The organism is Thermovibrio guaymasensis (genome assembly GCF_003633715.1).
Lineage (GTDB): Bacteria > Aquificota > Aquificia > Desulfurobacteriales > Desulfurobacteriaceae > Thermovibrio > Thermovibrio guaymasensis.
In genome coordinates, this window is sequence record NZ_RBIE01000002.1 from 248300 (window position 1) to 260871 (window position 12572).

General features: G+C 46.0%; 14 protein-coding genes and 1 riboswitch. Of the genes, 7 read left to right on the plus strand and 7 right to left on the minus strand.

The features are described from left to right. The first annotated feature begins 71 nt into the window (after positions 1 to 71). The 7 genes from argH to C7457_RS06470 are packed head-to-tail and all read left to right on the plus strand — an operon-like array spanning position 72 to position 6475. Positions 72 to 1454, plus strand: coding sequence for an argininosuccinate lyase (gene argH / locus C7457_RS06440; protein WP_121171233.1), 1383 nt, complete (start codon positions 72 to 74; stop codon positions 1452 to 1454). Positions 1455 to 1463: 9 nt separating this feature from the next. After that, on the plus strand, positions 1464 to 2327 hold the full coding sequence (locus C7457_RS06445) for a transketolase (RefSeq protein ID WP_121171235.1): 864 nt from the start codon (positions 1464 to 1466) through the stop codon (positions 2325 to 2327). Between the two features lie 10 nt (positions 2328 to 2337). After that, the gene (locus tag C7457_RS06450) at positions 2338 to 3282 is read left to right on the plus strand and encodes a transketolase family protein (protein WP_121171237.1); all 945 of its coding nucleotides are present in this window, start codon (positions 2338 to 2340) and stop codon (positions 3280 to 3282) included. Continuing rightward, positions 3279 to 4577, plus strand: a complete 1299-nt coding sequence (locus C7457_RS06455; protein WP_121171239.1) for a S41 family peptidase — start codon at positions 3279 to 3281, stop codon at positions 4575 to 4577. Before C7457_RS06450 ends, C7457_RS06455 begins: the two co-directional genes overlap by 4 nt. Beyond that, entirely contained in the window at positions 4574 to 5191 is a 618-nt protein-coding gene (locus tag C7457_RS06460) for an alpha/beta fold hydrolase (RefSeq protein ID WP_121171241.1), read from the plus strand. Before C7457_RS06455 ends, C7457_RS06460 begins: the two co-directional genes overlap by 4 nt. A gap of 32 nt (positions 5192 to 5223) precedes the next feature. Then, positions 5224 to 5550 (plus strand): hypothetical protein, encoded by a 327-nt coding sequence (locus tag C7457_RS06465; RefSeq protein ID WP_121171243.1) that lies wholly within the window; start codon positions 5224 to 5226, stop codon positions 5548 to 5550. Between the two features lie 13 nt (positions 5551 to 5563). After that, positions 5564 to 6475 (plus strand): selenium metabolism-associated LysR family transcriptional regulator, encoded by a 912-nt coding sequence (locus C7457_RS06470; RefSeq protein ID WP_121171245.1) that lies wholly within the window; start codon positions 5564 to 5566, stop codon positions 6473 to 6475. On the opposite strand, the gene C7457_RS06475 is transcribed toward C7457_RS06470, so the two are convergent. From C7457_RS06475 to C7457_RS08730, 7 genes are read right to left on the minus strand one after another with little or no spacing between them, the layout of a single operon-like run. Continuing rightward, positions 6450 to 7421, minus strand: a complete 972-nt coding sequence (locus tag C7457_RS06475; RefSeq protein WP_121171247.1) for an HpcH/HpaI aldolase/citrate lyase family protein — start codon at positions 7419 to 7421, stop codon at positions 6450 to 6452. The genes C7457_RS06470 and C7457_RS06475 overlap by 26 nt on opposite strands. Beyond that, a complete protein-coding gene (locus C7457_RS08785; protein ID WP_170137375.1) occupies positions 7414 to 7590 on the minus strand; it encodes a hypothetical protein in 177 nt (58 codons plus the stop codon). The genes C7457_RS06475 and C7457_RS08785 overlap by 8 nt, the downstream gene beginning before the upstream one ends. Continuing rightward, a complete protein-coding gene (locus C7457_RS06480; RefSeq protein ID WP_121171249.1) occupies positions 7590 to 8186 on the minus strand; it encodes an NAD-dependent epimerase/dehydratase family protein in 597 nt (198 codons plus the stop codon). The genes C7457_RS08785 and C7457_RS06480 overlap by 1 nt, the downstream gene beginning before the upstream one ends. Positions 8187 to 8223: 37 nt before the next feature. After that, positions 8224 to 10014, minus strand: coding sequence for a TonB-dependent receptor plug domain-containing protein (locus C7457_RS06485; protein WP_121171251.1), 1791 nt, complete (start codon positions 10012 to 10014; stop codon positions 8224 to 8226). Positions 10015 to 10016: 2 nt separating this feature from the next. After that, positions 10017 to 10718: an ABC transporter ATP-binding protein gene (locus C7457_RS06490; RefSeq protein ID WP_170137376.1), complete on the minus strand. Its 702-nt coding sequence runs from the start codon at positions 10716 to 10718 to the stop codon at positions 10017 to 10019. After that, entirely contained in the window at positions 10705 to 11610 is a 906-nt protein-coding gene (locus C7457_RS06495; protein ID WP_121171255.1) for a FecCD family ABC transporter permease, read from the minus strand. Before C7457_RS06495 ends, C7457_RS06490 begins: the two co-directional genes overlap by 14 nt. After that, complete coding sequence (locus tag C7457_RS08730; protein WP_147422187.1) at positions 11598 to 12347, minus strand: ABC transporter substrate-binding protein; 750 nt, start codon at positions 12345 to 12347, stop codon at positions 11598 to 11600. The genes C7457_RS06495 and C7457_RS08730 overlap by 13 nt, the downstream gene beginning before the upstream one ends. Before the next feature lie 32 nt (positions 12348 to 12379). Next, positions 12380 to 12563, minus strand: a riboswitch (cobalamin riboswitch). Positions 12564 to 12572 lie beyond the last annotated feature (9 nt).

The following is a 12572-nucleotide window of genomic DNA, read 5'->3' on the forward strand; positions in this document are numbered from 1 at the left end:
TTCCTCCTTGAAAACTTTAGGGAATTATAGTTTTGCTGATAGAATTGGGCAAGTACATTTGGAGGTGAAAGTTGGCTGAGAATAAGCTCTGGGGCGGAAGGTTTAAAGAGGGTACGAACGAGCTCGTTGAGGAGTTTACAGAGTCCGTCTCCTACGATAAGCGTCTTGCTCCCTACGACATAGCAGGAAGTGTAGCCCACGTTAAGATGCTTGAAAAGCAGGGAATTTTAACCTCCGAAGAGGCCGATAAGATAATCAAAGGCCTGAACGAGATTTTAGAAGAGATAGAGAGAGGAGAGTTTAAGTGGAAGAAGGAACTTGAAGACGTCCACATGAACATTGAAAAAAGGTTAACCGATAAGGTAGGACCGGTCGGAGGGAAGCTCCACACGGGCCGCTCAAGGAACGACCAAGTTGCAACTGACGTCCGCCTCTACGTAAGGAAGGAGATTAAGGAGATTTTGGACCTCCTTAAAGGTCTGAGGAGGGCCTTTGTAAAGCAGGCTGAGGAAAACCTGGGAGTAATAATGCCCGGGTATACCCACCTACAGATAGCCCAGCCTGTCCTCTACTCCCACCACATGCTCGCCTACTACCAGATGTTCAAGAGGGACGCAGAGAGGTTTGAGGATACCCTAAAGAGGGTTAACGTTTCTCCCCTTGGCTCTGCAGCCTTAGCAGGAACGAGCTATCCACTTGATAGGGAGTTTACGGCAAAGCTACTCGGTTTTAGCCAGGTTACGAGGAACAGCATGGACGCTGTAAGCGACAGGGACTTTGTGGCTGAGACCATATTTGACTGTGCAATGGTCATGATGCACCTTTCAAGGCTCTCAGAGGAGTTAATCCTCTGGTCAACCCAGGAGTTCAACTTTATAGAGCTCCCCGACGCTTTCTGCACAGGAAGTTCAATAATGCCCCAGAAGAAAAACCCAGACGTTTCAGAGCTTACAAGAGGAAAGACTGGAAGGGTTTACGGAGACTTAGTCTCAATTCTAACTACCCTTAAAGGCCTTCCCCTTACCTACAACAGGGACCTTCAGGAAGACAAAGAGCCTCTCTTTGATGCAATAGATACGGTAAAGATCGCCCTTAAGGTCAACACACTCATAGTTGAGGGAATGAAGCCGAAGGCAGAGAGGATGAGGCAGCAGGCATCAAAGGGCTTCTCCCTTGCAACCGATCTTGCAGACTACCTGGCAAAGAAGGGAGTTCCCTTCAGAGAGGCCCACAGGATAGTCGGCCAGCTTGTAGCCTACTGTTTAGACAAAGGTAAAGACCTAAGCCAGTTAACTGTTAATGAGTTTAAAAAATTCTCAGATAAGTTTGAAGAAGACGTTTTGGACCTAATGAGTCTTGAAGGTTCGGTAGCAAGTAGGAAAGTAATAGGGGGAACCTCCCCCGAAAGGGTTAAAGAGGAAATAGAGAGAATTAAAGAGGAAGAGGGATTTTAGGAGGTAGATATGGTAAGTTTTGAACCGGAGTTCTTCCTTAAGCGCAACAGGGATATAGATGAAGTTACCCTAAGGGCAATAGCAAGGGAGGTGAGGAAGGACATCCTAAAGATGACTTCAAACGCTCAATCAGGTCACCCGGGCGGAGCAATGTCTGCAACAGACATAATAGTTACCCTCTACTACTACAAAATGAGGCATAACCCGTTAAACCCTAAGTGGGAAGAGAGGGACAGGTTCGTCCTCTCAAAGGGACACGTCTGTCCTGCCCTCTACTCGGTTTTAGCCAGAACAGGTTACTTCCCCCTTGAGAAGTTGATGGAGTTTAGAAAGGTTGACGGGGACCTTCAGGGACACCCGGACATGCATAAGACTCCGGGAATTGAGATAAGCACTGGTAGTTTAGGCCACGGAATCGGTGCAGCAGTTGGAATGGCAATAGGCCTTAAACTCTCAGGCTCAGACAGTAAAGTCTACTGTATGATTGGAGACGGAGAGGCCCAGGAAGGAAGCGTGTGGGAAGCCTCAATGGCAGCCTCCCACTACAACTTAAACAACCTGGTTGTAATACTTGACAACAACAACCTCCAGATAGACGGCCCTGTTGACGAGGTCATGTCAATCTACCCTGCAGCTGAAAAGTGGAAGGCCTTCGGCTGGAACGTGATGGAGATAAACGGACACGACTTTAAAGAGATAAAGGAAGCCCTTGACAGGGCAGATGAGTCAAAGTTTAAACCGACAATGATTATCGCGAAAACTGTAAAGGGTAAGGGAGTCTCCTTTATGGAAAACAGGGCTGAGTGGCACGGAAAGGCTCTACCTCCTGACCTACTCAAAGAGGCCCTAAAAGAGCTGGGAGAGATTATCTAAGGAGGAAACAATGGAAAAGGTGAGTTTAAGGGACGCTTACGGAGAAACCCTCGTTGAGCTTGGAGAGAAGGACGAAAGGATTGTCGTTTTAGATGCAGACCTTTCCGGTTCAACAAAAACTGCAAAGTTTGCAAAGCGCTTCCCCGATAGGTTTTTCAATATGGGAATTGCAGAGACAAACATGATGAACGCGGCTGCAGGGCTTGCTACAACTGGAAAAATTCCGTTTGTCAGTACCTTTGCAATCTTTGGAACCGGAAGGGCTTGGGAGGCAGTAAGGCAAACCATCTGCTACCCGAACCTTAACGTTAAGATAGTGTGCACCCACGGAGGAATCACCGTAGGAGAGGACGGGGCTACCCACCAGGCCCTTGAGGACGTTGCAAATATGAGGAACATTCCCAACATGAGAGTGATCGTTCCTGCAGATGACGTTGAAACCAGAGCGGTAATAAAGAAGATAGCCTACACCGACGGGCCGTTCTACGTGAGGCTTTCAAGGGAAAAGTTTCCAAGGATATTTGATGAGGAGACTTTCAGGTTTGAAGTTGGAAAGGGACACGTTTTAAAGGAGGGAGAGGACGTTACTGTAATCTCAAACGGAGTTATGACCTCCTTTGCTCTCCTTGCAGCCACAGAGCTTGAAAGGGAGGGCATCTCAGTTGAAGTTATACACATGTCTTCAGTTAAGCCTATAGACGCAGAGCTTATAGTAAAATCGGCACAGAAGACAAAGGCAGTAGTAACTGCAGAAGAACACTCAATAGTAGGCGGACTCGGTTCAGCAGTTGCAGAGGTTTTAGTTGAAAACTACCCGGTTTCCATGGAAAGGCTCGGAACACCTGACGTATTCGGTAGGTCGGGGAAAGGTTGGGAGCTCCTTCACTACTTCGGCCTTGACGATAAAGGGATAATTGAAAAGGTTAAAAAAGTCCTTGAGAGGAAGAGAAGATGAAAAAAGGTTTTAAGACCTCTCTTTTAGCAGTTCTCCTGTTCACTTTTCTAGCTTTGGTAGGTAAGAGCTCCATTTCTGCCGTTATGAAGGAGCAAAACACCCAGCAGGAGGAACTCAAGTACATAAGGCTCTTTATGGAAGCCTACCAGCTGGTAAAGGAGAAGTACGTAGAGGAGAAGAAGCCTAAGGAGCTCTATGAGGGGGCTATTCAGGGAATGCTGAACAAACTTGACCCCCACTCAAACCTCTTCACACCCGACCAGCTGAAGGAGTTTCAGGTTGAAACAAGCGGTGAGTTTGGAGGGCTTGGAATCCAGATAACGAAGACTAAGGACGGAAAACTAATGATCATTGCCCCTATTGAGGATACACCGGCCTACAAGGCCGGCCTTAAACCGGGAGACATAATAGTAAAGATTGAGGACAAGGAAGTTACCCCCGACATGACTCTAATGGAAGCTGTAAAGCTAATGAGGGGTAAGCCCGGAACGAAGATTACAATCTGGGTCTGGAGGAAGGGCTGGCCGGAGCCTAAGCCATTCACAATAACAAGGGCAATAATCAAGATTAAGAGCGTTAAGTACAGAATCCTCCAGGGAGACATCGGATACATAAGGTTTACAATGTTCCAGAGGAACTCGGTAGACGAGTTTAAGAAAGCCCTTGAGGAAATTAGGAAGGATAAGAAACTTCAAGGAATAATAGTTGACGTGAGGAACAACCCCGGAGGCCTCCTTGACTCTGCAGTTGCGATAAGCGACTACTTCCTGCCAAAGGGAGCTCTCATCGTCTACACTAAGGGAAGGATTCCTGAAAGTATCAAAAAGTACTACTCGCTCCACGACCCGATAATTCCTACGGACGTTCCAGTAGTAATGCTCGTAAACGGAGGAACTGCAAGCGCTGCAGAGATTCTAACCGGGGCCCTCAGGTATAACAACAGGGCAGTAGTAGTTGGAGAAAAGACCTTCGGTAAAGGATCAGTTCAGACCCTCTACCCTCTGGACATGGGATACGCCGTGAAGATAACGACAGCCAAGTACTACATGCCAAACCACAAGTGCATTGACGGTAAGGGGATCATCCCCGACATAGAGGTTAAGCTCTCTAAGGAGGACATAGAGAAGTTAAAGAAGGAATTTAAAGAGATTGAGGAACACCCCGAGAAGACTGAAGAGATCAGGAAGGAGAGGGAGAAGAGGTTAGACAACCAGATTAAGAGGGCGATTGAAGCTATTAAAGAGTACCACCTCTTTAAGGCTTTAGAGGTTAAGAAGGAGAAGAAGGCAGCATGATATACACCCTCCACGGCTGGAGTTTCAGTAGGGAGGTCTGGAGGGGAACGCCCTTTGAGCGTGCAGTTCACCTGGAGCTCCCCGGCCACGGGGAGTCTCCATTTAAATCAACAAATCTAGAAGAGCTCTCAGACGAAATCTCTGAAAAACTCAAACCAAACTCTACTCTGGTTGGATGGTCGCTGGGAGCAACGGTCTCAATCCTTATAGCATACAGACACCCTGAAAAGGTTAGAGAACTCATACTCTACGCACCGACCACTTCATTTACTGGATTATCCCAACCTGAAGTCGTCGTTAAAAGGTTCCTTAAAAGGTTAAGGAGAGACTTTAAAGGGGGAGTAAACTTCTTCAGGGAAATCTCCTCTAGAAGGAGAGAAAAGGTTCCTCCTCTAAATCCCGAAGTCGGTATAGAGCTCCTAAAAAACTTTACCCAATTTAACTGTAACGGCTTAGTTGGAAAACTGAAAGTTCCCATCAAAATTCTGGTGGGAGACAAGGACGAGATAACAAAAATAGAAGGAGCCTACAGGGTCTTTGAAAGGGCCCCTCGCTCACAGCTTAAAGTAGTTCCTGAAGAGGATCACTTAACTATTTTGCAATATGCTATATAATTAATCTTACGTGAATTTAAAGGAGGGTTACCATGGCTACAAAGAGCTTCAGCGACGGTCTTGCTAAAAGCCTTGGAATAGGAGCAACAATAGTTGGCCTCTATATGATGGTAATGTTCTCCCTCTTACCTCTCGGAATATTCTCCCAGCTCCTTGACCTTAAACACTACTTGGGCCTAAAGTTCAGCCTGGCAGCTGTATTCTCACTCATAACCTTTACGTACTACGTTAAATACGTAAAACGCCTTAAACTCCCCCCGATTGTCTGGGGATTTGGAACAATGATTTCAATAATAATGTCAGGAGTCCTCTTCGTTGTTGTTGTTGATATTGTTCTAAAAATAGCCGGCCTAGAGTAAGCAAAAACTAAAAATGGACATAAAACAGCTTGAAGTATTTGCAAAGGTTTTTGAGAACAGGAGCTTCTCAAAAGCCGCTAAACAGCTCGGCCTCTCCCAGCCTACGGTAAGTACCCACATTCAACACCTAGAGGATTCTCTAGGTAAGAAGCTCTTTGATAGGCTGGGCAGAAGAGTAGTTCCTACTGAAGAGGCAAAGATACTCTACAAACACGCAGTTGAGATACTAAAGAAGAGAGACGAAGCCCTTGCAGAACTCCTCTCCCTTGACAGCTCAAAGGTTTCAGGAAAAGTGAGAATTGCAGCAAGTAACATTCCGGGGGATTACCTAATCCCCCACCTCCTAATAAAACTCAAAGAACTCCTTCCAGAAGTGACTTTCCAGGTCGAAATCTACGACTCAAGTAAGGTATTAAACCTCCTAAGAGAGAACATTCCAAACTTTGACTTAGGGTTCGTCGGCCTTGAAGTGTTTGACCCTAAATTTGAAGTAAAGAAAGTCCACAACGACGAAATCGTCCTAATCTCCCCTCCCTACTTTAAAAGGGACTCAATTACTCTTGAAGAGCTACTAAAACTTCCCCTCATTTTCAGGGAGGAGGACTCTGGAACGAGGAAAACTGTTGAGAAAGCACTGAGAAAGGCCGGAATTCCGGCGGCCAAATTAAACGTAATTGCCTACCTTGGAAGTAATACGGCGATAAAGGAGGCAGTAAAAAGGGGAGCCGGCTTTGGCCTCGTATCAAGGTACTCGGTTAAGGACGAGGTTGAGTGCAAAAAGGTAAAAGTAGTAGAAATTAGAGGCCTTTCAATAAGAAGGTGCTTTTTCGCCGTTAAGAGAAACGACATCACTCCCATTCCTGCAGTAAGAACCATATGGGATAAACTGGAAAAGCTGTTTAAGAACAGAAACGGAGAGTGTTAAGGGCGTCCTTATAGATGGGCTGGTCAATAAACTTGCCCTTGTAAGTTATCCCTCCTTTCCCCCCCTTCAGGGCTCTTTCGTAGAGCTCAACTATCTCCTTTGCTTCCTCTACCTCTTCCTCAGAGGGAGAGAAAACTTCAAGGGCAATCTTTGACTGCCTTACAGAGATTGCCATCTTTCCGCAAAAACCAAGCTCCCTCTCAAACTCTGCTTCTCTCTTAAAACCTTCAAGGTCCTGATAGTCCTGATAGGCAGGACCTATTGGACAGACCCCAGCTAGACGGCACTCTAAGGAAAACTTTTCCCTTAAGTAAGAACCCAACCTCTCACCCTGAAATTTCTGAGAAACTCCAAGCTCTGCAAACAGATCAAGAATCCCAAGGTAAGCTGCATCTATCCTCTCTGAGGCCGAAAGGATCTCCTTCAGGTTTGAAATCGCCTGAGGAGTCTCTATTGAAAGCTGAACTCTTATGAACCCCTCCTCAACTCCCCTGCTCCTTTCAAAGGAGGAGATTAACCTGTCAAGGGTAACAACGTCCTCTGGAGAACGAACTTTACTAATCCTGATAGCGTGAGGAAGAGCAGGAAGAATTTGATAAACGTCCTCAAAGAAGTAGGGAGAATCAATCGGGTTTACTCTAACAACAACCTCCTTCTCCCCTAAAAGGGGCGTGTTCAATAGGAACTTCCTCAAAAATATCCTTCCAAACTCCTTTCTAGTATCACTTACTCCGTCCTCTAAGTTAAAAATGATTACGTCAGCTTCTCTGCTGAGGGCTTTTTTAACGTGCTCCAACCTATCGGCTGAGACGATTAGAGCAGACCTTTTAAATGGGTTCTGAACTTCTCTCCTCTCAGGTTTACCTTCCGGAAAGTCTAAGAGCTCCTTAAAACTTCTCTTCCCCTCCAAAACTTCCTGAGAGACCTTAAAGAGTTCTTCAACCATTTTCCTCCCCCTTACAGAGGTTATCCTCAATCATCCTGTACTGGTCAATATCAAACTCAAAGAGGCCGATAAGGGCTGCAGGGAGGAGAAAGAACTTCGGAACCTCAAATACAGGCCTTTTTATTCGGAGCTCTTTAAGGACTTCCCTAAAGAGTTCTCCCATACTCATTACCCTCTCTCCGCAGAGCTCAAAAGTTCCGCTAAGTTTACACTCAACCCTTCCTTAACGGCCTCAACAACCCTTTCAACCCTAACCGGCTGAACCTTCATCCTTGGAGCAAAGATAACCGGAAGGAACCTTGAAAGCCTCTTAAGATCATCGTAGAGCTTCTGTCCTTTCCCCAGAACTATTGAAGGCCTAAGTATAAGGTAGGGAATTCCAGAACTCCTTACTAACTCTTCGGCTTCCCACTTAGTCCTGTGGTAGATGGAGGGAGCTCCTTTCCTAGTCCCAAGTGCAGAAATCTGAATAAACTTCCTTACTCCAAACTCCTTTGCTAGTTCAACTAAACTCCCTGTAAACTCAACGTGGGCTTCCCCATAAGTTGTTCCTTTAGTTTCCTTGAGAATACCAACGGTATTAATAACAACATCAGGCCGTTCAACTTCAAAGGCCCTCCTTAAATCTGATGGATGGTAAACAGGGAATGGATAGGCCAACTCTTTCCTTGAGACCAAAATGAGTGGGTATTCTTTTGAAAGTTCCCTTACTATATGGCCGGCTATAAAACCAGAGGCTCCTGTTATTAAGACTCTTTTACTCATAGGAGAAGTTTAACAAAAGGGGCAAAAGCCCCCAAAATTACTTAAAGGCGTAGTTTAGGCCGACAAAGAGGGCCCTTCCCATAGTGTTGTACCCGTAGGCAAGCTGGTAGTCCTCATCTGTAAGGTTAATACCTTTGGCGTAGAGCTCAAGGCCTCCCTTAAACTCGTAGGAGACGTAACAGTTAACAGTTGTAAACCCTCCAAGGGTTTTACCGTTTGAATCTTCCCTGTCTGAGTAGTGGAGGGCCCATAGGGAAGTTTTAACTCCCTTAAATTTCCCCTCAACTCCTACCGTATAGCTGAATTCAGGCCTCCTTGCAAGCTTCTCCCAACCGCTACCCGGCTTATAGTCCTCTGCCCTTAAGTGGGTATAACTTCCAAATAAAGAGAGGTTTTCAATTACCTCTACCTTACCCTTTATCTCTACTCCCTCAGTTAGGGCTTTATTGTAGTTAGTGTACTTGTAAACTCCCTGCCACCAGGGCATATCTATAAGGTTCCAGACGTGGTTCTTAAAGTAGGTCACGGAGAAACTCCCCTTTAGGTACGGAATTCTCTGGTCAAACCCTACGTTCCAGCCTTCGCTAGTTTCGGCCTTTAGCTTTTCATTGCCTACCCCGGGGCCGTAGAGCTGATAGAGGGAGGGAGCCTTAAATCCGGTTCCGTACTGGGCTCTAAGTTTTGTACCTGTCAGCCTAATCTTGTAGCCTGCAGATAACTTGTAAGTGGTTTTCCCTCCAAACTGGCTGTGCCAATCTCTCCTTAGAGCTCCAGTGTAAGTTACTCCAAAGATTTCGCCGTGGAGCTCCACAAAGGCAGACCTTGTGTGAGCAGAAGACTTACTTGGGGTTTGAGCTTTCTCCTGTCTGTAGTTTAAGCCTCCCGTTAAGAAGGTATTCTCACTTAAATAGTAAACAGGCTGAAGGGAGAAGTACCTTACTACTCCAGTATAGTTGCCGTAAGGATACTCCCTCTCTTCCCTGTTGTGGCCGAACTTGGCTGAAACTGAAAGGTCGTCTGAAATTAAGAACTCTCCCTTTAAATCTGTAAAGAAGTTGTCGTAGTTAGCCTTTGCTTTAGGGTTGTAGGGAAGGGAATCGTAGTCAACGCTTCCTCCCCTAACTTTCAAGTCTCCTGTAATCCTAACCCTATCGCTGGGGCTGTACCCGTAAGAGAACCAGCCTGCCTTATACCTAAAGCCGTCGTTGTCACTCTCATAGTAGGGGCTATCTGAGTTTGTTGCGCTGAAGCCATTTGTCTTAAAGTTCTCAAATGATAGAGAGAGGAAACCCTTTTCTAGGGGAAGCCCCGCGTAGAATCTCTCCTTGAAGGTCTTATACTTCCCCCCTTCCGTAGTTAGTTTAAACTCCCTTTCTTTAGGCTTTTTAGTAATTATGTTTATGACTCCAGCAACTGCATCTGAGCCGTATAGGGCTCCCTGAGGTCCCTTAATCACCTCAATTCTCTCAACGTTTGATAGGTCTATCCACTCAAAGTTGGCCTCTCCGCCGATCCTTGAAGGGTCGTAAACGGGAACTCCGTTAACCATAACGAGGATGTGCTTTGAGGGAAGGCCCAGTGTATAAACGTTAGTAACTTGTCCTAAACCTCCGTTTGATGAAAGGTGAATTCCTGAAATGTAGGCTAAAACATCGGAGATAGAGGTAAATCCGTACTTTTTAATGTCTTCTTTTGTAATTACCTCAAAGTCCTCAGAAACAGATTCTTCAGGTACTTCAATCCTGTTTGCAGTAACTAAAACGTCTTCAGCCTTAACAGTAGAAGTTAAAAGCAGAGCAAAACTAAGGGCTAAGAGTTCTCTTCTCACCTCTACACCTCCTTATTTTTTATAAAGAGCTCTCCATCTATCAGTTTCACACTTAAAGGGCAGTCAAAGAGGGTCTCAAGGTTTTCAACCAGCTCCTCCTTTCCCCCAAAAAAGAGGAGTTTTCCATCCTTTAAACCGATGAACTTTTTACATACTGAGTAGAGGAAGGAGACGTCGTGGGAAACGATTAAAAGGCTCTTCCGGTCATAAGACATCTCCTTAACGAAGGAGGAAAGGAGGGAGATAACCGCTAAATCAAGGTAGGCTGAAGGCTCATCAAGGAGGAAAACTGAAGGCTTTAATAGGTAGAGCCTTGAAAGCAAAACTTTAACCTTCTCTCCACCGCTTAAACTGTTAAAGTTCCTATCTAAAAGAGCTGAAATACCGAACTTTTCAACGGCCAGTTCAAAACCCTTTACCCCCGTTGTTACCCAGAGGAACTCCTTAACCGTGTAGTCAAAGGGAAGGGAGAGCTCCTGAGGAAGGTAGTTAACAAGTAAAACCCTCCTGTTTAAAGGGTATGAAAGGAGCTCCTTCCCCTTTAAGAAGACCTGTCCCCTGTATCTGTAATAGCCACCTAAACACTTTAACAGAGTACTCTTACCGGCACCGTTTTTACCGACAACTCCAACAACATCCCCAGGTTCCACCTTAAAGGAGATTCCCTTTAAAACCCTAAAGGAGAGCTCCCTAACCTCTAGCACCGGAGTACCTCCAGAGAAGGTAGATAAATGCAGGAGCTCCAAAGAGGGCAGTTACAACTCCAACCGGGAGGAGAGTTGGGTAGAGAACCTCCCTTGAGAGGAACTGGGAAAAGATAAGGAGAGCCCCACCCAAAAGGTAGTTAAGGAGGATAAAGGCTTTTCCGACCCTAAAACCGAGCAATCTTACAAGGTGGGGAACAACGATTCCGACAAAACCAACAATCCCAAAGAGGGAGATAAAAACTGCAACCGGAAGGCTGAACAGGACGAGGAGCTTTAAAAGGGCTCCTTCAGAGTCTACTCCGGAAAAGTAGGCAATCTCACTTCCAAGGGGAAGGAGCTCAACTTCCCTCTTAAAGTAAAGACCTAAAACCAAAGTTAAAAGGGATAGGAGAACTAAAAGGAGAGAAACCTTTAAAGAAGGAGGAGTTATAAAACCGAGTGTAACGTAGATGGCATCTGTGAGTGTGTAGGAGGGAATGAGGGCGTAGGAAAAGAGGATTAATGCAGAAAAGAGGGCATTTATTCCAACTCCAAAAAGGAGAATGGAAAAGGTGTTCTTAAAGAGCTTTCCTGCAAACCAAATTATCAAAACCGATAGGGAAGAGAATAAAACAGCCCCAAGTTCAGGCCTTAAGTTAATCAGGAGAGAGAGAACGGCTCCAAGGGCACTTGCCGAGGCGACCCCCAAAGTGTAAGGTTCGGCAAGTGGATTTCTCAAAGTGTTTTGAAAGACGGCTCCTGAAACTGCAAGGGTTGAGCCAAAGGAGAGGGCTGATAGAAGCTCTGGAAACCTGAAGGAAACTAGAATCTCAGAAGATGGAACTCTCCAAGTTAGAAAGAGAAGAGATGAAAGTATGAGGAAAAGGAGGATAAGCCCTACTCTTGACACATCTCCTCCCTTAACTTATCCAGTCCCCTCAAGAGCCTCGGACTTGGGTGGAGGAAGTCCGACTTATAGGGGGAAAGGTCGTAACACTTAAAACCTTTAAAGGAAGAGCATCCGGAGAACGATATGACAAGGTTAGGTTTCAAGGAGTAAAGGACTTCCAGAGAAACCGCCCTAAAGCTTCCTTCCGGAACGACCTTCCCACCTGACATCTCAATTAGCTGCCCAAGGTAGGTGGAGCTCCCTGCACAGTAAAGGGGCTTAGACGAAAGGGCTATAAAGACCTTCTTACCCCTTAAGCACCTACTTAGCCCTTGAGCCTCTTCTTCTAAACGCCTCTTTAAAACTTCCACTTTATTAGAAGGGACGTTAAGCTCTCTGGATAGGAGCTCTGAAACGCTAAACAAATCCTCAATAGAAACGAGTCTGAACCTCTCTGTTTTAATTCCCAACCTCTCTAAAGCATCACAGAACCTTTCAGGGGTCATCGTTGTGCATATAACCAGAGTAGGCTTAAGGGAAACTGTCTTTTCTAGGTTAGGGTTAACTATACCCCCGACTCTCTCTTTAACTTTACAGAAGTCCTCATCGCAGAAGTTGGTCACCCCAAGGAGCTCTGAGTCCTTCCCCAGGTAATGGACAACTTCGCTAAGGGCTGGGGAAAGGGAAACGATCCTCTCACCACAGAATGAGGCCAAAGGGAAAAGAACCAGAAAAAATAAAATAAAACTCCTTATCACCTCACCCTCCCTGCCCTGAACCCCCGCAGGGCAGAAAGTTTTTACCGCAGGCCGGTCTCCCGGCTCGCAGGCTTTTTAAGGCTGAACCTTCCCAGAGGAGAGGCTCTTAACCTTCCTCCCCCAGTGGTTTCAGCCTTTTTATTGCCTGCTCACGGTTGCGGGGACAGCGCCGGACTCTCACCGGACTTCCCGTTCACCTGCGGCAGCCAAATTCTAACAAATTGA